This is a genomic window from Ectopseudomonas alcaliphila (genome assembly GCF_900101755.1).
Taxonomy (GTDB): Bacteria; Pseudomonadota; Gammaproteobacteria; order Pseudomonadales; family Pseudomonadaceae; genus Aquipseudomonas; species Aquipseudomonas alcaliphila.
Genome location: NZ_FNAE01000003.1, coordinates 41,060 through 60,763, shown reverse-complemented (window position 1 = coordinate 60,763; position 19,704 = coordinate 41,060). Strand labels below are relative to the sequence as shown.

Here is a 19,704-nt window from a genome sequence, read left to right as displayed (position 1 = left end):
ATACTGGCGCCATTTTTCCGTCTTCACAGCAGCCGCGTCTTGACCAAGGCAGGCTCGGAACGTGGCGAGGTGGCGGCATGAACATCATCCAGCGCAACAACGTTCAACGCTTGAAAGCGCAAACGGCCGATGCCCCAACGCTCATCTACGGCCACGGCTTCGGTTGCAATCAGGACATGTGGAGCAAGGTCACGCCGGCCTTCACCGAGCATTGGCACCAGGTGCTGTTCGACTATGTCGGCAGCGGGCGCTCCGATGCCAACGCCTTCCACCCTGCCCGCTATGCCCAGTTGGAGGGATACGTAGAGGACCTTCTGGAAGTGTGCGACGCCCTCGAACTGTCGGGTGATCTGACCTTCGTTGGCCACTCGATCAGTTGCAGCATCGGTATTCTTGCCACCATCAGACGCCCGGAGCTGTTCTCCCGCCTGATTCTGCTCGGCCCTTCCCCCTGCTTTCTCAACGACCCGCCCGACTATCGCGGTGGGTTCGAACGCAGTGATCTGGAGGGGCTGCTGGAGCTGATGGCCCATAACTATCTGGGCTGGGCCGAGCAGTTCGCCCCACTGGTGTCCGCCGACGAAGCTCCCGCTGTCACCCGGCAGCTCTCTGACAGCTTCTGCTCGACCGATCCGGTCATGGCTCATGCCTTCGCTCAGGCCACCTTCTTCTCTGATATCCGCCCGGCGCTGCCACTGTGCCCGTTGCCCAGCCTGATCCTGCACCACCAGCGTGATGCACTGGTTCCCACGCCAGTTGCCGCCTACCTGCAAACCGCACTCACGGGCAGCACCCTGGAAACGCTGGACGTCAGCGGCCATTGCGCGCACATGAGCCATCCTCAACTGGTGAGCGCCGCCATGCATCGCTATCTGCAGGGAGCACACGCACGTGTTGTATCTTGATCGCCTGCCCGGCCCGGTACTGGTCACTGACTGCAACGGCCGGATCAAGCATTGCAATTGCGATTTCAAGCGCCTGGCAGGGGTGGGCACGGCCGAAGGCATGGATCAGTTCTTTCCGCCGGCCAGCCGCATTTTCCTGCAAACCCATGCCTGGCCGCTGTTGCTGCGCAACGGTGAGTTCAGTGAGCTTTACCTGCAACTGCAATCAGAAGGTGGCCAGGCAATACCCGTCATGACCAACGCACGCATCAGCGAAGTCGATGGCACGCCGGAGGTCATCTGGCTGTTCTTCGTCGCCAAGGACCGCCAACGTTTCGAGGCAGAGCTGCTGAAGGCTCGGGAACAGGCGCAGGAAAGCGCCGCCCAACTGGCCAAGGCCAACCTGGCGCTGCAGAGCGCCTACGCCCAGCTGGCCAACTACGCTGTGGAAATTCAGAGCGAAGCCGAGCAACTCGCGCAACTGAGCCATACCGACCCACTGACAGCACTGAGCAATCGCAGGGCGCTGTCAGTGCACGTCGAGCAGTGGCTCGGCAGCGTCAGCGACCTTGCCTGCGGCAGCCTCCTGCTGATCGATATCGACCACTTCAAACAGATCAACGATCGCTTCGGCCACGCCGAGGGAGATCGCGTTCTGGTGGACATGGCGCAACGTCTTCTGGCCAGCGTGCGCAGCGGCGACAGCGTGGTGCGCTACGGCGGCGAAGAGTTCGCGATATGGCTGCCCAACGCCGATCTCGATGAAGCCAGCGATATTGCCGAGCGCGTGCATGATCAGATCAAGGCGCTTGAGGTCGCCAACGAATCGATCACGGTAAGCATCGGCATCGCCAGCCTCAAACCATGCGCAGAGTATCTGGAACACCTGCTGGCGGCAGCCGACAAGGCCCTCTACACCGCGAAAGCCCAGGGAAGGAATCGCAGCATTCGACACGAGTAGGTGAGGTGCAGGCTGGGTCGGAACACCCTGCCAGAATGCCTTCTATACTTCTGCCACAGTGACAACAGGATGTTCGTAGTGCCCAACCACATCTGCCTGCTGGTTGCCTTGCTGATGGCCGGAGCTGCATCAGCCGATGAGCCTATCAAGCTCTACATGCCCGAGGCGCCACCGCTGACTCTGCATCACTACGAGGGCGGCCATGGCATGGTGGGTGACGTGGTACTGACCGCGCTGGCGCGAATCGGCAAGCTTACTCATATCGTTGTCGAGCCCTGGCCACGAGCCCAGGTCAACGTGGCCAGGGGCAAGAACATGCTGATCATCCCTCTGTCGCGGACACCCGAGCGAGAGGAGCTATACACCTGGATTGCCTCGGTCATGGAGCTGGAGCGCGCCTTCTTCAGCCTCGATGAGCCCGTCGAGAGCTTCGCGCAGGCTCGCCAGCGCTACCGCCGCGTAGGTGTCGGCCTGGGCACGGCGCAGGTGGGCATCCTGCAGCGCGAAGGGTTCAGCGACGAGCAGATCGTGCAACTCACGCTCGGCGAGAACCCGGTTCATCTGCTCACTCTTGGACGAATCGACGCCTGGTTCACCGGCGTGCCGGAAGCGCTGTATATCTGGGATGGCTCGGCCTATCGCGAGCAGAACCTGCGCAGAAGCCCGACACTGGCCAGTACCGGCCTGTATCTGGGCTGCTCGAAGGAGTGCGATGGGCAACTGGTCGAACAGCTGCGCGCCGCCATCAACGAACTGGAACAGGACGGCGTCAGCCAGCGTTTGCGTCAGGCATACCTTCCCCTGCAACCCGATCCCTAAATCCCCTGCCGCCCCGGGTCCTCAGGTGGCTGCTCCTGCTCGATATCCTCCAGTTTCAGCTCCAGCCCCCAGTCACCTGCAGCAGCGGCTTTCGGCGCAGGTGTCGGCGTTGCCACCGGCGCAGCGGCGGCGGGTGCAGGCTTGGCATTGGCCGGATTGTCACGATGGAGCTTGAGCTTCAGGCGCACGTTGTTCGCCGAGTCGGCGTTCTTCACCGCCTCTTCCTCGTCGATCGCCCCCTCATGCACCAGGTCGATCAAGGCCTGGTCGAAGGTCTGCATACCGAGGTTCTTGGATTTCTCCATGATTTCCTTGAGCTCGGAAAACTCGTTGCGCTTGATCAGGTCGCGCACCGTCGGCGTGCCCAGCATCACCTCCACCGCGGCGCGGCGCTTGCCATCGACGGTCTTGACCAGACGCTGCGAGACGAATGCCTTGAGGTTATTGCCCAGGTCGTTGAGCAGTTGCGGGCGACGATCCTCGGGGAAGAAGTTGATGATGCGATCCAGCGCCTGGTTGGCGTTGTTGGCGTGCAACGTGGAAATCGCCAGGTGCCCGGTATCGGCGAACGCCAGCGCATGCTCCATGGTTTCACGGTCGCGGATCTCGCCGATCAGAATCACGTCCGGCGCCTGGCGCAGGGTGTTCTTCAGCGCCGCATGGAAGCTGCGGGTATCCACGCCCACCTCACGCTGGTTGATGATCGACTTCTTGTGCCGGTGCACGTACTCCACCGGGTCTTCGATGGTGATGATATGGCCGCCGCTGTTGCGGTTGCGGTAGTCGATCAGCGCCGCCAGTGAGGTCGACTTGCCTGAGCCAGTACCACCGACGAACAGCACCAGGCCACGTTTTTCCATCACCGTGCCGAGCAGCACCTCGGGCAGCTTGAGATCTTCGAAGCGCGGAATATCCAGCTTGATGTTGCGCGCGACGATGGACACCTCGTTGCGCTGCTTGAAGATGTTGATACGAAAACGCCCGACGCCAGCCAGCGAGATGGCCAGGTTCATCTCCAGCTCACGCTCGAATTCCTCGCGCTGGGCACTGTCCATGATCGAGTCGGCAATGGCCGCCACATCGCCCGCCTTCATCGGCTCCTGGCTCAGCGCCTTGAGCACGCCATTGAACTTCGCGCAGGGCGGTGCGCCGGTAGACAGATACAGATCGGAACCATCCTGACTGGACAGGATTTTCAGCATTGCTTGGAGATCCATGGCGGCGTTTCCGTGAGCGCGATTGAAATACCATAGGCCATGATTCATCCGCGCCGCGGACAACGCACAACCCATAAAATTGACGCCATTCTGCTGGCGCAATGAATGCTGGCACAATAGCGCCCTGACAGAATTGAGGACCCCATCAATGGCAAAGGCAATGGCCCGCCACATCCTGGTCAAGACCGAAGCGGAAGCCGCCGCGCTGAAGAAGCGCATTGCCGCCGGCGAGGCGTTCGATGTGCTGGCGCGCAAGCATTCCACCTGCCCCTCCGGCAAGAAAGGCGGCGATCTCGGCGAAGTGCGTCCCGGGCAGATGGTGCGCGCGGTGGACCAGGTGATTTTCAAGAAGCCGTTGCGTGAAGTGCACGGGCCGGTGAAGACCCAGTTCGGCTATCACCTGATCCAGGTGTTCTATCGCGATTGAGCCCTGCTCAGGCGCACCGGACTGCAGCCAAAGGCAGCCGCAAAGCTCGCGCTACAGCGCGGATCAGCGCACCAACACCGGCGCATGCTCGGCCATCAGCGCCACCACCCAGTCGATGAACACCCGCAGCTTGGCGCTGACATGACGGTTTGGCGGGAAGGCCAGGTACATCGGCATCGGTTTCATCTGCCAGTCCTCGAACAGGCGCACCAGTTCACCGCTGGCCAGGTGTGGCGTGGCCATGTAATGCGGCAGCCAGAGCATGCCCAGGCCCGCCAGGCCGGCAGCCAAATAGGCATTGCCATCGTCGACCGTCAGCCGCGGGCGGCCGTGGGCCTCGATGCGCTCTTCACCCCGCTGCATCGCATAGGGCAAGGCCTTGCCGGTGCGCGACCAGAGAAAACCCACCGTGTGATGGGCAGCCTCCTCCAGCTCGCGTGGATGCATCGGCGTGCCGGCGCGCTGCAGATAACCCGGCGTGGCGTAGATGCCGAGTTGCAGATCGCCCACATGCCGCGCGATCAGCGACTGATCGGTGATCTCGCCGCCGCGCACCACGCAATCGACGTTCTCGCCAATGATGTCGATGAGGCGGTCACTGACGCCCAAGGTCAGCTGGATTTCCGGATAACGTGCATAGAACGCCGGCAAAGCCGGGATCAGCAGCATGCGCGCAAAGGGGCTGGGTACGTCCACCCGCAGGCGACCGCGCGGCGCCATCGCTGCGCTGGACAGACTGGTCTCGGCATCGTCGACATCCGCCAGCAGACGCACCACACGCTCATAGTAAGCGGCCCCGTCGGCGGTGACGTTGACCTTGCGCGTGGTGCGGTTGAGCAGGCGCACACGCAGCCGTGCCTCCAGCTGCTGGATCAGCTGGGTCACGCTGGTCTTGCTCATGTGCAGGGTGGCTGCCGCCTTGGTGAAACTGCCGGTTTCCACCACGCGGGCGAAGGCCTGCATCGCATCGAAACGATCCATTTCACGACTCTCTCAGCTCTTGATTGTTTGGATTCTACAAACAGTCATGACCAGAGTTGCTCGTTTATCCAGGCCGAGCCTCTTTTTAAAGTCACTCCATCGTTAACAGTGGGCCGTAGCGGCCCAGATGGAGGCAACAATGACCAGCAAACGTGATGTGGTTTTCCCGGCCGACCGCCATGACCTGTATGAACTTCATCGCTATTCACCGGCGATTCGTTCCAACGGTTTTCTGTTCGTATCCGGCCAGGTCGGCAGCCGCAAGGACGGCTCGCCCGAGCCAGACCTGAAAGAGCAGGTACGCCTTGCCTTCGCCAACCTCAATGCGATCCTCGCCGCAGCGGGCAGCAGCTTCGATGACGTGGTCGACACCACCGTGTTCATGGTCGATCCGCAGGCGAGGTTCGAGACCATCTGGGAAGTGGTAGCCGACTATTGGGGCGAGAAGCCCTACCCGAACGTGACCGCGGTCGGCGTGACCTGGCTGGCCGGCTTCGACTTCGAGATCAAGGTGATCGCCAAGCTGCCGGAATGAGCAGCTGCTGCGCCCCTGCAAACGAGGGGCGCAGCCGAAAGGCTCAGAGGTGAGTGAAGACGCGCTCGGCCGGCAGACGCGACTTCGGCAGCGCGGCATTGAAATCGCCGTCGCTGTGATACCCCAGCGCCACCGCGACCATGCTGCTCAGCCCCTGAGCGGTCAGTCCCAGCTCCTCATCCAGCGCCTCGCGGTCGATACCCTCCATCGGCGTGGCATCCACGCCTTTGGCGGCTGCGCCCAGAAGCAAGGTGCCCAGCGCCAGATACGCCTGCTTCTCCGCCCAGTGCGGGATGTCGCCAAGGCCACGGTGCAGTTCGACGTAGCTGCTGCGGGTGTTGTGCTGGGTGGTGCGCGCCGCATCGTCGCGGAAGCGGCCATCGTCGGCCTCCTGCTGCAGCACATCAGCCAGGTAAGCATCATCGAGCTCACGGCGGGCGCAGATCAGAATCACGTGCGAGGCATTGAGGATCTTCGACTGGTTATAGGCGAAGCCGCCCTGAGCGCCCTTGGCCAGGCGCGCCTTGCCTTCGGCAGTGCTCGCCACGACGAAGTGCCAGGGCTGCGAATTGACCGAAGACGGCGACAGGCGCAGCAACTCCAGCAGCTCGTCGATGATCGCCTGATCCACCTGGCGGCTGGCATCGTAAGCCTTGGTGGTGTAACGCTGACGCGCAAAGGAAACGGGGCTCATGAACACTCTCCTGATCGGTAGATGACGCGAAATGGACGCCAGTCTGCAGCATGCACCTGCGCAAAAAAAGCAGGCAAAGCCGCTAGGAGTTTCAAAGGAAAGATGAAAATGCAGGCAGATGTGAGCTCTTTATCGAGCCACACCAGCGCTCTGCAGGCATTCGATAAAACCCGCCACGGCCGCCGAGCGACTGATCTTGGGATACAGCGCGCCGATCTCGCGATGAATGGGCGCCGGGCCGAGCGCGATGGCACGAACGCTGGCCGGCAGCGGCAGGATGGTTTCCGTCAACGGCACCACGGCCACGCCAAGGCCGCTCTCGACCATCGACAGCATTGCCGGGATATCGTCGACCTCGATCCACTCCGGCAGCGCCAGCGAGTGATCACGCAGAAAACGCTCCACCTGGCGGCCACCGAAGGAGGAGCGGCTATAGCGGATAAAGGGCTGCTCGCGGATTACCGACAGCCAGTCATCACCGACCACGTTGCTGGCCGCAAGCAGCACGTAGTTCTCGCACGCCAGCGGCGCCCACTCCAGCTCCCGCGGCGGCTCGAACGCCGGACGAATGAGGATGGCCAGATCGAGCTCTCCCGCTTCGACCCGATCCATCAACTGCAGGGAAACGCCTGGCGACAGATTCACCCGACAGTTGGCAAAACGCTGGCGAAACGGCACCAGCGCGCGCGTGAGGATGGTCGCGTGCACCGAGGCGATCGCACCGATCTCCAGAGGCCTGGCCCACTCCTCGTCCTGAGTCGGCTCGCCCAGGGCATCGAAACCGGCGACCAGCACCTCGGCACGCGCCAACGTCCGCAGCCCTGCAGCATTCAGTGTGGCCGAGCGACCGGTGCGATCGAACAGGGCGAAGCCCAGGCTTTCTTCCAGGCGACGCATATGACCACTGACTGCGGCCTGGGTCAGGCCGATGCGCTCACCAGCGGCGCTGAAGGTGCCATAGCGGGCCACAGCGATCAGGGTGCGCAGTTCGATGATCATGGCGATTGATAAGATTCTGTTTTGCTCATGATCAGAACATATAGTTTTTTATGAAGCTTGTCGCCGAATAGGATGATTCCACTCACCAACGAGGGAACTCCGATGACCGCACTATGCCCCTTCCACCTGGCCTTTCCGGTTGACGACCTGGCCGCCGCCCGCGACTTCTACGGCAACCTGCTCGGTTGCAGCGAAGGTCGCAGCTCATCAGAGTGGATCGACTTCAATTTCTACGGCCACCAGATCGTCGCCCACCTGGCGCCTGACGAAGCAGGCGCGGTACCGGCCAACGCGGTCGACGGCCACGGCGTGCCGGTGCGCCACTTCGGCGTCGTCCTGCCGATGCAGGACTGGCAGGTCGCTGCCGATAAACTCACCGCCGCCGGTGTCGAGTTCATCATCAAGCCCTATATCCGCTTCAAGGGCGAGCCGGGCGAACAGGCGACGATGTTCTTCAAGGATCCGAGCGGCAACGCAGTCGAAATGAAGGCCTTCGCCGACATCAACAACCTGTTCGCCCGCTGACAGCGAAAGGATCGACCCCATGCAAACGCTCAAGGTTGCAATCGCCGGTTTCGGCGGTGTCGGCCGCGCCACGGCCAACCTGCTGCTGCAACGTCGCGACCACTATCGCCAGGTCTATGGCGTGGACGTGCGACTGGTTGCCGTATGCGGCTCACGCGCAGGCCTGGTCGACGCCAATGGCCTGCAGGCCAAGCAGCTGGACGACCTGCAGCCCGGCTTGTCCGGCCCGGATTTCGTGGCGGCGAGCGGTGCTGAAGTGCTGATCGAGGCCGGCCCCAGCGATTTTCGCAGCGGCGGGCCGGGCCTGGACTACCTCTGTGCGGCGCTGTCAGCCGGGCGGGACTGCATCGTCATTTCCAAAGGCGCGCTGGTACACAGCGGGCCACGCCTGCGCGAACTGGCGCGCGCCTCCGGAGCACTGCTGAAACTCAGCGGTGCAGCCGCGGCCGCCCTGCCCACGCTAGACCTGCTCGAACACAGCCTGGCCGGCTGCAAGGTACTCAGCGTCGAGGGCATCCTCAACGCCACCACCAACTACCTGCTCGATGCCATGCGCACCCAAGGGCTTGGTTTCGATGCGGCACTGCGTGAAGCGCAGGCCGGTGGCTTCGCCGAGGCGGATACGCGCAACGACACCGAAGGCTGGGATACCGCCTGCAAACTCCTGCTGCTGGCCAACTTCGGCCTTGGCGCCAGGCTGACGATGGCGGATCTGGAAGTCGAAGGCATCCACTCGGTCACCGAACAGCGTATCGACGCTTGGAAGTCGCAGGGCCTGGTGCCACGGCTGGTCGGCAACCTCAGCTACGTGGACGGCGCGATCCGCGCCAGCGTCGGTATCAAGACCTACGCACTGTCCGACCCCTTTGCCCTGGTAAGTGGCAAGAACAAGGCGATCCGCATCAACAGCGACGCCATGGGTGAGACGCTCGCCATCGGCGGCGGTGCTGAACCACTCGCCACCGCCGCCGCTGCACTGAAGGACCTTGAACACATTCTCCAGGCCAGGGGGCGCTCCCCCCTCCTTTATTGACGGACATTGCGCATGACCCAACGCACCCTGCAAGCCATCCGCCACGTCGGCTTCGAGGATCTCGGCAGCTTCGAGGCGCCGCTGCGCGCTGCCGGCTACCAGATCGAGTACATCGACGCGGCGGAACATGAGCTCAGCCAACTCGACCCGCTCGCTGCCGACCTGCTGGTGGTGCTCGGCGGCCCTATCGGCGTTTATGACCACGACCGCTACCCGCTCGTATCCGATGAACTGGAACTGCTGCGCGTACGGCTGGCGGCCGACAGGCCGACGCTGGGCATCTGTCTCGGTGCGCAGCTGATGGCCGCAGCACTGGGCTCCATCGTCTACCCAGGGCCCGCCAAGGAAATCGGTTGGTCGACGCTAGAACTGGCAGCTGCAGCCGGGTATCAGCCACTTGCCGCCCTGCGCAACGTCGCCGTGCTGCATTGGCATGGCGACACCTTCGACCTGCCGGAAGGTTGCACCCTGCTCGCCTCGACCCCGCTGTGCCGCCAGCAGGCCTTCGCCCGCGGGCAGAACGTGCTGGGCCTGCAATTTCACCCGGAAGTGCGTGGTGAGCGCTTCGAGCATTGGCTGCTGGGCCATGCCAGCGAACTGGCCAGCTCAGGCATCGATCCCGTCACCCTGCGTCACGACGCCAAGCGTCATGCCAGCGCCCTTGAGCAAGCGGGCGCCATCATGCTCGGCCATTGGCTGGCCAAGCTGAAGCACTGAGCCCAGCAGCAGGCCCGAGCCTCATGACAAGGCTCGGGCACCACCGGCTCATTCAGCACCGGCACCCTGTAAACACTTCGTAAATGCGATGGATTTTCATTAACCCACCTAGTAAAAGATAGCTTGCTTTCGATCCTGCCTGGAGCAGCGCTTGCCGCTGCTCCTCTCGACCCGGAGTCCAGCATGTCTATCCGCTCTCACCTGCAACGTACAGCGATGGCGATTACCACGTCGCTGCTGCTCGCCCTGCCCCTGCACGCCAGCGAACGCACGCTGGACAGTGCCTACGGCCCGCTGAAACTCAGTGGCACGCCACAGCGCGTGGTGGCACTGGGCGACAGCGCCCTGGATGCGGCGCTGTCACTCGGCATACAACCGGTCGGCACCCTGGCCAGTCGCGGCGGTGACGACGTGCCGGACTACCTCAAGACCAAGGCGGACAAGATCACCCTGGTGGGCAGCGTACGCGAGCCCAACCTGGAGGCCATCCTGCGCCTGCAGCCGGACCTGGTGTTGGCCTCCAGCGACCTGTCACGCGACCTGTACGCCAAACTGAGCCTGATGGCGCCCACCGTGGTGCCCGCCGGCAATTCCTTCCAGGACTGGCGCGAGACCTACATGACCTACGCCCAGGCCCTCGGCAAACAGGAAGAAGGCCAGCAACGCATCGCCGAAATCGACAAGCGCAGTGCCGAACTGCGCCAGCGCCTGCCGCAAGGCCAGGCAGTCAGCGTGGTGCGCTGGAACCCGCAGGGGCCGGTGATCATGTCCAGCCACCTGTTCGTTGGCCAGTTGCTGAGCGATCTCGGCCTGCGCGCCAACGAGCTGGCCACAGCCCAGGCGCAGAAGCCGCATAGCGACGTACTGAGCCTGGAGAACCTGTCACGCATCAATGCCGACTGGATCTTCCTCGCCACCCTCAATCCGGATGGTCGCAAGGCCCTGGAAGACGCGCGCAAGCAGCCTGCCTTCACCCGCCTGTCAGCCGTCGCCGACGGTCATGTGGTGACCGTCGACGGCCAGATCTGGAGCAGCAGCTCCGGCTACCTGGCGGCTCAGCAGGTACTCGATGACGTGGAGAAGGCCCTGCTCGACTGATGCCCGCATCACGCGTCCCCGCTCCCCTGGCACTGGGCTACGCAGCCCTGTGCCTGTTGCTTTTGTGCGTCGCCAGTTTGCTGCTGGGTGCAGGTGACATCGGCATCCTGCCGAGTCTGCAAGCCCTGCTGGGCGGCAGCGATGACGATGCCCGCTTCATCGTCTTCGAATTGCGCTGGGTGCGTACCGAACTGGCCCTGTTGGTCGGCATCGCCCTGGGCGCGGCGGGTGTGCTGCTGCAAGCGGTGACGCGCAACCCGCTGGCCGAACCTGGGTTGCTAGGGGTCAGCGCCGGTGCCTCGTTCGCCGTGGTGCTGGCGATCAACCTGGGCGCCTCGGCCGCCAACCTGCACCTGGGCGTCGCCATGCTGGGGGCGCTGGTGGGTTGCGTGCTGGTGCTGCTGGTCACGCGCATGCGTGGCGTCGGTGACGACCCCGTGCGCCTGGTGCTGGCCGGCACCGCGTTCTCCGGCATGCTTGGCGCGTTGAGCAGCCTGCTGCTGTTATGGGATCAGCGCACCGCCGATGAAATGCGCTTCTGGGTCATCGGCGCCCTGGCGGGTCGCCCGCTGGACACGCTCGACTGGAGCCTGCCGGGGTTGCTCGGCGGACTGTTGATGGCGCTGCTGGTGGTGCGTCCGCTGGCCGCCCTGGCGCTGGGCGAGCGCGTCGCCAGCGGCCTTGGCCACCATCCGCAACTGACGCGCCTGGGCACCCTGCTGGCCGTGGCGATCCTGGTCGGCACCGCCACGGCTGCAGCCGGCCCCATCGCCTTTATCGGCCTGATCGTGCCCTATATCGCCCGTCGCCTGGTCGGCTCCGACATCCGCCGCACCCTGGGCCTGAGCATGCTGCTCGGACCCTGCGTCCTGCTGCTGGCCGACGTCATCTCGCGCCTGCTGGTACGCCCCTACGAACTGCCGGTGGGCGTGGTGACTGCCTTCGTCGGCGCGCCGATCCTGATTGCCGTGGTGCGCAACCACCGCCTGCCGACCTTGTGACATGAACACGCCTTCTTCACGCCCCCTGCTCGCTCCGGCCGGCCATCACCTGTTACGCCTGGGTGACTACAGCCTGCTGCTGCATCGACGCAGCATGGTCGTCGCATTGCTCCTCAGTCTGCTGCTGGTCGCTGTCGCCACCTGGATACTGGCAGCCGGCGATGACGCCCTCACGCCCTGGAAAGCCCTGCAGGCTGCCTTCGGCCAGGGCGATGCGCTGCAGGTGTTCCTGATTCAGGAGCTGCGCCTGCCCCGGCTGATCGCCGGCCTGCTCAGCGGCGCCGCCCTCGGCGCTGCCGGTTGCCTGCTGCAGACGCTGGCGCGCAACCGCCTGGCCACGCCGGGGGTGATCGGCATCGACAACGGTGCCACCGCCTTCGCCGTCGCCTCCATCGTCGCCGTGCCCACCAGCCTGGCGCCGTCGGTCCTGGCGCTGAGCGGCGCCGCCACCGCAGCGGTGCTGACCTTCGCCCTGGCTGCCGGCGGTGGCGCACGCGGCTATCGTTTCATCGTCGTTGGCATCGCCATCGGCGCGTTGTTCGGGGCGTTGACCAACCTGATGCTGGCACGCAGCGACATGGACGCCGCCAACGCCGCCTACCCCTGGACGGTCGGCAGCCTCAATGCGCGTCCGGCCGACTCGGTGCTGCTGCTCGGTATCGGCCTGGCCGTGGGCCTGCCGCTGGCCAAGCTGCTGGTCAATGCGCTGAGCCTGATGCGCTTTTCCGACAACGTCGCCATCGGCCTCGGCGTACGCCTGCAACGCATACGCCTGCTCACCCTGGCCCTGTGCGTCTGGCTCACGGCGCTGGCCGTTGCCGTGGTCGGCCCGGTCGGCCTGATCGCCCTGGCGGCCCCAGAAATGGCCCGCCATCTGTGCAACCGACACGGTGTGCCGGTGCTCAACGCGGCGCTGTCCGGCGCACTGATGATGATTCTCGCCGACTGGCTCGGCCGTACCCTGCTGGCGCCTATCGAAATCCCGGTCGGCATCATCGCCGCCGTGGTCGGCGGCCCCTACCTGCTGTGGATTCTGCTGCGCCAGGCCCCACGGAGTTCGACATGACCCTGCCTTCCTCACTGCTTGGCGACGCCCGCCAGTCCGACGTGCGCCTCGAAGCCCGCGACCTGAGCATGGGCTACGCCCAGACCCGCATCATCGAAGACCTCGACCTGGTGATTCCCAGTGGCCAGGTCAGCGCCATCGTCGGCCCCAACGGCTGCGGCAAATCCACCCTGCTCGCCGGTCTCGCCCGTTTGCACAAGCCCATCTCCGGCAGCGTACTGCTGGACGGCAAGGCCATCGGCAGCCTGCCATCGCGTGAAGTGGCGCGCCGACTCGCCCTGCTGCCCCAGGACGCCTCAGCGCCCGATGGACTGACGGTCAGCGAACTGATCCGCTTCGGCCGCCAACCGCACCAGAGCCTGCTGCGCCAGTGGAGCGAAGAAGACCAGGCCATCGTCGACGCCGCTCTGGCGGCGGCCGATCTGGTCGCGTTGGCTGACCGACCACTGGAATCGATGTCCGGTGGCCAGCGCCAGCGCGCCTGGATTGCCATGGCCATCGCCCAGGCAACGCCTCTGCTGCTGCTCGACGAACCCACCTCGGCGCTGGACCTGGGCCATCAGATCGAAGTGTTCGAACTGATCCGCCAACTCGCCGCCGCCGGCAAGACCATCGTCATGGTGGTGCACGACCTCTCCAGCGCCTGCCGCTACGCCGACCACCTGATCGCCATGCACCAGGGCCAGATAATCGCCAGCGGTCGCCCCGACCAGGTCGTCACCTCGGAGCTGGTCGAACGCCTGTACGGCATACGCTGCACGCTGCTGCGCGACCCGCTGAGCGGCACGCCGGTGATTGCGGGAATCAGCAGGCTCTGAACACCAGCAAAGTCATCTCGCCATCATCATCTGAAAACCATGTAGGCGATCGGCTAACGGAATATGTCGCTATCTCTTACGCGAGCGGAATTTTCTCGACCAATCAGTCAGTTATACGTCCCGACCGAGTTGCGGATGCTCTCGCCGAGAGCGCCTCCTTTTTGAGCACGGAGGAAGTCTGAACTATGGTCCAAATAACTCCATTCGAACGGACTCGACCCATGAAGCCCGTCACAAGAACCGCAGCGCTGGCACTCTCGCTCTTCGCAGCACCGGCTTTCTCGGCTGGCGAGTTGCAGGGCCAACTCAACGTTCAAATCACCATCGGTACCGGTTGTACGGTCACCAACGGTACTGCTGGCGGCTCCAGCAACACCTTCGGCTCACTGTCCTTCGGTGACTACAACGACCTCGCCAATCTGATCGACGGCCGTTCCTTCGGCAGCGCCGGGGGCAGCTCGTTTGGCTTGCAATGCAGCCTGGGAACCGACTACAGCGTGGCCCTGAGCGCCGGGCAGAACGCTTCCGGCAGTCAAAGGCGCATGATCAATGCCGGTGAGTTCGTCGCCTATAACCTCTATCAGGACAGCAGCCGTACCGAACCCTGGGGAGACGGCGGCGCCACAGGCACAGTGCTTTCCGGCACTGGCACCGGCGTCAACGAAGACATGATCGTCTACGGCCGCGTGCCCTCACAGGCCACCCCGAGCCCAGGCACCTACACGGACACCGTGCAAGTCACCATCGCCTGGTAAGTACCACACCCCCAAAGCAAGAGGATCTCGAACTTTTCCGGGAAGAATCGCCATGCGCTGCCTGATCGCCTCCCTGCTTTTGATGGCCCCGGCAGTCCTGCCGGCGGCCGACAAGACCGCCACCATCGGCCTGAATGTCGAGGTGCTGCCGGCCTGTCAGGCAGGTAGCAGCAGTGGTTCGGGCGTCAGCTTCGGGACCCTGGATTTCGGCACCCACCTCAGACTCGACAACCTGATAACCCAGGTCGGTCAACCGGACGCAGGCGCCCTGCGCGTCAATTGCCAGCAGAACATCCCCTATCGCGTGCTGATCAATGCCGGGCACAGCGGCACCACCAGCAATCGGCAGATGGTCGGTCCCGGCTCCGCCGTACTCAATTACAACCTGTACACAGGCGCGGACTACGCCACCGTCTGGGACAACAGCACGGGGGTCAGCGCCATCGGCAATGGCCAGGATCAGTGGCTTGCGATCTACGCCCGCGTGCCGGCACAGAATGTCCCGCCTCCCGGAAGCTATAGCGATACCCTGACCGTCACGGTGAGTTGGTGATGCCGTGCCGGGCCCATTCACTCGTGGTCACTCGCCTGCTCTGCCTGACCGTACTGGCCGTGCACGCCTGGTCTGCTCATGGCGACACGGGCATCAACGATCAGATCGTCAGCCAGAGCTTCCAGCTACGCGCGGAAATCGTACCGGGTTGCCTGCTAGGCGCCGGGGGCAGCGACGCCACCTCGTTCGGCAGCATTTCATTCGGCCAGATCAGCACCCTGCCCAGCAACCTGGATGCGGCCAGCACACCGGACAACGGCTCCATCGTACTGCAGTGCTCACCCGGCACCGCTGTCACGCTGTCGCTCAATGCCGGTCTCAATACCGGCAGCGTGGGTGGCGGGCGCTACCTGGCACGCGGTGCGGATCGCCTGCGCTACCAGCTCTACCAGGACGCCGCGCGCAGCATCATCTGGGGCGATGGCAGCAACGGCGGCACGCGCATGAGCATCAACTTTCCCGTTGGCGGCGCCACCCAGACCTACACGGTCTATGCCCGCCTGTTCAGTGTCAGCCCGTTACCTTCGGCCGGCATCTACACCGACACCATCACCGTGACCGTGAGTTATTGAGCCATGAGGACACACACCCTCTTCGCCTGCTGCCTGACGCTGAGCACAGCGCTGGCGAGTCTGGCCGTACAGGCCGCCAGTTCCATTCTGATCTGGCCGATCAACCCGCTGATCGAAGCCGATCGACAGAAATCAGCCGCGCTGTGGCTGGAAAATCGCGGGCAGGAACCGGTGGACTTGCAGGTGCGCGTGCTGGCCTGGGAGCAGGACGAATTCGAAGATCGTCTGACGCCGCAGAAGCAGGTCGTGGGCAGCCCGCCGATGGCAACGCTGCAACCGGGCAAGCGGCAACTGGTCAGGCTGGTCACCCTGGAGCCGCCGAGCGCCGGCACGCTGCGCACCTACCGCGTGCTGGTCGACGAGGTTCTGCCGCCACAACCGCGGCCGTCACAGTTGGGCGTGCAATTCCAGATGCGTTACTCGGTACCCCTGTTCGTGGTCGGGCCTGGAGCCTATCTGGATGACGGTGCGCGAGAAGCGCCAGGCCAGGGCCAGCCACTGGCTCCCGAGCTGCGCTACCGCGTCATCGAAGGTAGCGACGGCGCCTTCCTTTACCTGCGCAACCTCGGCCCCGCCCCGGCCCGGCTGTCCCAGGTCGCGCTATCGCGAGACAGCGGCAAACAGCCACTGGCCGAAGGCCTTCTCGGTTATGTGCTACCTGGCGCGCAGATGCGCTGGCCTCTGCCGGCAGGCGTGCGTAGCGGCCGAGTGCAGGCACGCATCAACGAAAGCCGGCAGGCGCAGACGCTGGCCGCTGAGTAGATCGCTGGCGCTGCTGTTCCTGACCGCGCTGCTGTCAGGCCGCTGCGCCCATGGCGATGATGCGCAGCAGTTCGCCCAGGCTCAGTTGCTTTACCTGGAGTTGATCGTCAATGAGCTGTCCAGCGGCAAGGTGGTGGAAGTGAGAGAGCATCAGGGCCGGTTATTCGCCCAACGCGACGATCTGCTCGCGGCGGGCGTGCGCCTGCCCCCGGAGACCACAGCCTGGATCGCCCTGGATCGGATCGACGCCCTGCACAGCGAGTATCAGCAGGACAGCCAGCGCCTGCTGCTCACCCTGCCCAGCGAATGGCTGCCGCATCAGCGTTTCGGCCCCAGCAGCCTGAGCGAGCCGATGGAAGCGCAGAGCGCGTTCGGCATGCTGTTCAACTATGACCTCTACTACAACCACACCGAGAATGCCGGCCACTACGCCAACACCTGGCTGGAACAGCGAGTGTTCGACGGTTTCGGCATGATTTCCAACACGGGCGTCCATCGCCACAGTTTCTCCGGGCCGGGTTATCGCGATGGTTATACCCGCTACGACACCACATGGCGCTTCAACGATCAGCAACGCATGCTCAGCTTCAGCGGTGGCGACCTGATCACCGGTGCGCTGACCTGGAACAGCGCGGTTCGCCTTGGCGGGCTGCAGATTTCGCGCAACTTCTCGCTTCGCCCGGACCAGATCACCTACCCACTACCGCGTTTCGATGGCGATGCTGCAGTGCCCAGCACCCTGGATCTGTTCATCGACGACGCCCGCCTCGGCCAACAGGAACTGCGCCCAGGCCCCTTCACCCTCAACACCGTGCCTTACATCAGCGGCGCCGGCACGGCGACGCTGGTGACCACCGACGTGCTGGGGCGCCAGGTCTCTACCACCGTACCCTTTTATGTGACCGATACCCTGCTGCGTCAGGGGCTTTCGGACTTCTCCCTGTCGCTGGGCAAGCTGCGCCGCAACTATGGCGTGGACGACTTTTCCTACGGCAGCCTGGTGAGCAGCGGCAGCCTGCGCTATGGCCTGACCGACAGCCTCACCCTGGAAAGCCATGCCGAAGCCGGCGCTGGCCTGCGCCAGGCCGGCTTCGGCGCTACGGTCGGGCTCGGCCTGCTGGGCACCCTGACCAGCTCCGTAAGCCAGAGCAGCGGCATCGGCGACGGCCAACAGTACAGCCTTGGCTACAGCTACTACGCGCGTCGCTTCGGTATCACCGCCCAACGCATCCAGCGCACCTCGGGCTATGCCGACCTCAGCGTCGCGAACGCCCTGGATAACGATCTGGCCGGCGGCCCGCTGAGCAAGATCCTCGATCAACTGACCTTCAGTTTCAGCCCGGAGGGGCTCGGCTCATTCGGCGTCGGCTACTTCGCCAGTGAGGAGCACAGCGGGCGACGCACACGCCTGCTCAACCTGTCCTGGTCACGCAGCCTGTGGGGCAGCGCCAGCTTCTTTCTCTCCCTCAACCGCCAACTGGACGACGCCTCGCACGCCATCCAGGCTCAGTTGGTCATCCCCTTCGACCTGTACTCCACCCTGACCACAGGCATGGAGCGAGCCAGCAACGGCAACCAGCGCGCACGCGCCAATTACAGCCGCAACCCACCCAGTGACGGCGGCCTGGGCTGGAACCTTGGTTATGCCGGCGGTGACAATGAATACCGCCAGGCCGACCTGACCTGGCGCACCCAGCATGCCCAGGTGCAGGCAGGCGTCTACCAGAACGACGGCACCACCACCCACTGGGGCGGCGTCAGCGGCTCGCTGGTGGCCATGCAGAGCCAGGTATTCGCCGCCAACCGGATCGACGACGCCTTCGTGCTGGTCAGCACCGAGGGTTACTCAGATGTGCCGGTGCGCTACGAACATCAGTTGCTGGGCCGCACCGACTCGGCAGGTTACCTGCTGGTGCCCTGGGTGCCGTCTTATTACCCCGGCCAGTACGAAGTCGACCTGCTGAATCTGCCGAGCAACCTGCAACTGTCGGAAACCCAGAAACGCATCGCCGTGCATCAGGGCAGCGGCGCATTGCTCGCCTTCCCCATGGAGATGAGCCTGTCAGCCAGCATCCAGTTGGTAGATGGCCAGGGACAACCGCTGCCCCGCGGCACCCAGGTGCTGCATCGTCCCAGCGGTCAGCGCACCTACATTGGCTGGGACGGCCAGCTGTATTTCGAAGGGCTGGCGAAGGACAACCAGTTGCAAGTAGAGCTGGCCGATGGCAGCAGTTGCAGCAGCCGGTTCTCGCTGGACGACAGTGCCATGGAAATAGCCGTGATCGGCCCCCTCACCTGCCTGCAGCAGGACGCTCAGCCATGATCCGCAGGCTGATTTCCGCACTCCTGCTGTGCGGCGCACTGGTAAGCGTACCGACCTACGCCTGCAACACTTATGCGGGGGGCTCGGTCAATCTGGGCAATACCAACTCTCTGAACCTGCGCACCACCCAGCAACAAGCTGCGGCCGGCGCGGGCCTGGCCTGTCCGGGATTACTTCAGGTACTGGCGGGTGCATACGTCCGGGTCACGCTGCAGAACCCCGGCACCCTGGCCCTGCAGGATGGCCAGGGCAATCAGATCCCTTTTCAGGTGTTTCAGGACGCTGGCTACAACCAGGCGCTGGTAGCCGGCCAACCGCAACAGCTCGGTGCAATCAACCTGCTCGCCCTCGGTGGCAACTCCACCGCCATCGGCCTGTACTTTCGCACCAACCCCGGCCCCAACGTGCCAGCCGGTACCTACACCGCCACCATCACCCTGCGCTGGGACTGGGCGATCTGCACCGTCGGCGCGCTCAATATCTGCGCCTGGAACCGCAGCCCCGGACTGACGCAAACCTGTGTATTGATCTGCGGTGCCCCTACCAACTGGGGTACGGGCTCACTCGCCACTCTGACCATCACCCTGGTGGTCAGCAAAGCCTGCCGCGTCGATACCTTGCCCAACGTGGACTTTGGCGCCAATGCCCTGATCAGCCAGTTCAGCGCGCAGCAGCGTACCTTCGCCGTCACCTGCACCAATACGGAGGGCTACACGCTGAGTTTCGACAATGGGCAGAACTACCAGGCGCCCTGGCGACGTCTGACAAATGGTAGCCAGTTCATTCGCTACAACCTCTACTACAGCGGCAGCAGCCTGATCTGGAACGCCGCCTCGCCACTGACGGCCAGCGGCACGGGCAACTCACAGAGCTTCAACTACCAGGCGATTCTCGACCCCGGACAAACCAACGCGCCGGTGGGCGTCTATACCGACAACGTGCTGCTGATCATCAACTACTGAAG

General features: G+C 64.1%; 22 protein-coding genes. 18 read left to right on the top strand and 4 right to left on the bottom strand.

Annotated features, from left to right (window positions below; genetic code table 11):
• The first annotated feature begins 77 nt into the window (after positions 1-77).
• The 3 genes from BLR77_RS11975 to BLR77_RS11965 all read left to right on the top strand — a co-directional run bounded on the left by BLR77_RS11975 (position 78) and on the right by BLR77_RS11965 (position 2,664).
• On the top strand, positions 78-905 hold the full coding sequence (locus BLR77_RS11975; protein WP_074678046.1) for an alpha/beta fold hydrolase: 828 nt from the start codon (positions 78-80) through the stop codon (positions 903-905).
• Positions 892-1,845, top strand: a complete 954-nt coding sequence (locus BLR77_RS11970; protein ID WP_074678044.1) for a diguanylate cyclase — start codon at positions 892-894, stop codon at positions 1,843-1,845. Before BLR77_RS11975 ends, BLR77_RS11970 begins: the two co-directional genes overlap by 14 nt.
• A gap of 69 nt (positions 1,846-1,914) precedes the next feature.
• On the top strand, positions 1,915-2,664 hold the full coding sequence (locus BLR77_RS11965) for a substrate-binding periplasmic protein (protein WP_074678042.1): 750 nt from the start codon (positions 1,915-1,917) through the stop codon (positions 2,662-2,664).
• Here BLR77_RS11965 and BLR77_RS11960 read toward each other — a convergent pair.
• Positions 2,661-3,881 carry a PilT/PilU family type 4a pilus ATPase gene (locus BLR77_RS11960; protein ID WP_174578064.1) on the bottom strand — a complete coding sequence of 407 codons (1,221 nt, stop codon included), beginning with the start codon at positions 3,879-3,881 and terminating at the stop codon, positions 2,661-2,663. The genes BLR77_RS11965 and BLR77_RS11960 overlap by 4 nt on opposite strands.
• 148 nt (positions 3,882-4,029) lie before the next feature.
• Between BLR77_RS11960 and BLR77_RS11955 the strand changes: the two genes are divergently transcribed.
• A complete protein-coding gene (locus tag BLR77_RS11955; RefSeq protein ID WP_013715799.1) occupies positions 4,030-4,308 on the top strand; it encodes a peptidylprolyl isomerase in 279 nt (92 codons plus the stop codon).
• Positions 4,309-4,371: 63 nt separating this feature from the next.
• Here the strand turns inward: BLR77_RS11955 and BLR77_RS11950 are convergent, their stop codons facing one another.
• Entirely contained in the window at positions 4,372-5,289 is a 918-nt protein-coding gene (locus tag BLR77_RS11950) for a LysR family transcriptional regulator (RefSeq protein ID WP_074678038.1), read from the bottom strand.
• Between the two features lie 139 nt (positions 5,290-5,428).
• Here BLR77_RS11950 and BLR77_RS11945 point away from each other — a divergent pair, with 139 nt between their 5' ends.
• A complete protein-coding gene (locus BLR77_RS11945; RefSeq protein ID WP_074678037.1) occupies positions 5,429-5,824 on the top strand; it encodes a RidA family protein in 396 nt (131 codons plus the stop codon).
• A 43-nt stretch (positions 5,825-5,867) separates the two neighbouring features.
• On the opposite strand, the gene nfsB is transcribed toward BLR77_RS11945, so the two are convergent.
• Complete coding sequence (nfsB, locus tag BLR77_RS11940; protein ID WP_074678035.1) at positions 5,868-6,518, bottom strand: oxygen-insensitive NAD(P)H nitroreductase; 651 nt, start codon at positions 6,516-6,518, stop codon at positions 5,868-5,870.
• A 129-nt stretch (positions 6,519-6,647) separates the two neighbouring features.
• Positions 6,648-7,517 carry a LysR family transcriptional regulator gene (locus tag BLR77_RS11935; protein WP_074678033.1) on the bottom strand — a complete coding sequence of 290 codons (870 nt, stop codon included), beginning with the start codon at positions 7,515-7,517 and terminating at the stop codon, positions 6,648-6,650.
• Positions 7,518-7,619: 102 nt separating this feature from the next.
• Here BLR77_RS11935 and BLR77_RS11930 point away from each other — a divergent pair, with 102 nt between their 5' ends.
• From BLR77_RS11930 to BLR77_RS11870, 13 genes are all read left to right on the top strand, one after another.
• The gene (locus BLR77_RS11930) at positions 7,620-8,042 is read left to right on the top strand and encodes a VOC family protein (protein WP_074678031.1); all 423 of its coding nucleotides are present in this window, start codon (positions 7,620-7,622) and stop codon (positions 8,040-8,042) included.
• 19 nt (positions 8,043-8,061) lie between these two features.
• A complete protein-coding gene (locus BLR77_RS11925) occupies positions 8,062-9,075 on the top strand; it encodes a homoserine dehydrogenase (RefSeq protein WP_074678029.1) in 1,014 nt (337 codons plus the stop codon).
• 12 nt (positions 9,076-9,087) lie between these two features.
• A complete protein-coding gene (locus tag BLR77_RS11920) occupies positions 9,088-9,792 on the top strand; it encodes a glutamine amidotransferase (RefSeq protein ID WP_074678027.1) in 705 nt (234 codons plus the stop codon).
• Between the two features lie 183 nt (positions 9,793-9,975).
• Positions 9,976-10,890, top strand: coding sequence for an ABC transporter substrate-binding protein (locus tag BLR77_RS11915; protein WP_074678025.1), 915 nt, complete (start codon positions 9,976-9,978; stop codon positions 10,888-10,890).
• Positions 10,890-11,891 carry a FecCD family ABC transporter permease gene (locus BLR77_RS11910; protein ID WP_074678023.1) on the top strand — a complete coding sequence of 334 codons (1,002 nt, stop codon included), beginning with the start codon at positions 10,890-10,892 and terminating at the stop codon, positions 11,889-11,891. Before BLR77_RS11915 ends, BLR77_RS11910 begins: the two co-directional genes overlap by 1 nt.
• Position 11,892: 1 nt before the next feature.
• The gene (locus tag BLR77_RS11905) at positions 11,893-12,957 is read left to right on the top strand and encodes a FecCD family ABC transporter permease (RefSeq protein WP_074678021.1); all 1,065 of its coding nucleotides are present in this window, start codon (positions 11,893-11,895) and stop codon (positions 12,955-12,957) included.
• A complete protein-coding gene (locus BLR77_RS11900) occupies positions 12,954-13,775 on the top strand; it encodes an ABC transporter ATP-binding protein (protein WP_074678019.1) in 822 nt (273 codons plus the stop codon). The genes BLR77_RS11905 and BLR77_RS11900 overlap by 4 nt, the downstream gene beginning before the upstream one ends.
• A 221-nt stretch (positions 13,776-13,996) precedes the next feature.
• A complete protein-coding gene (locus tag BLR77_RS11895) occupies positions 13,997-14,530 on the top strand; it encodes a Csu type fimbrial protein (RefSeq protein WP_074678017.1) in 534 nt (177 codons plus the stop codon).
• Between the two features lie 52 nt (positions 14,531-14,582).
• Complete coding sequence (locus BLR77_RS11890) at positions 14,583-15,083, top strand: Csu type fimbrial protein (protein ID WP_074678015.1); 501 nt, start codon at positions 14,583-14,585, stop codon at positions 15,081-15,083.
• Between the two features lie 23 nt (positions 15,084-15,106).
• The gene (locus BLR77_RS11885; RefSeq protein WP_238380567.1) at positions 15,107-15,655 is read left to right on the top strand and encodes a Csu type fimbrial protein; all 549 of its coding nucleotides are present in this window, start codon (positions 15,107-15,109) and stop codon (positions 15,653-15,655) included.
• Positions 15,656-15,658: 3 nt separating this feature from the next.
• On the top strand, positions 15,659-16,417 hold the full coding sequence (locus BLR77_RS11880) for a fimbrial biogenesis chaperone (RefSeq protein WP_074678013.1): 759 nt from the start codon (positions 15,659-15,661) through the stop codon (positions 16,415-16,417).
• 28 nt (positions 16,418-16,445) lie between these two features.
• Positions 16,446-18,740, top strand: a complete 2,295-nt coding sequence (locus BLR77_RS11875; protein WP_074678895.1) for a fimbria/pilus outer membrane usher protein — start codon at positions 16,446-16,448, stop codon at positions 18,738-18,740.
• Positions 18,737-19,702: a Csu type fimbrial protein gene (locus BLR77_RS11870; RefSeq protein WP_074678012.1), complete on the top strand. Its 966-nt coding sequence runs from the start codon at positions 18,737-18,739 to the stop codon at positions 19,700-19,702. Before BLR77_RS11875 ends, BLR77_RS11870 begins: the two co-directional genes overlap by 4 nt.
• Positions 19,703-19,704 lie beyond the last annotated feature (2 nt).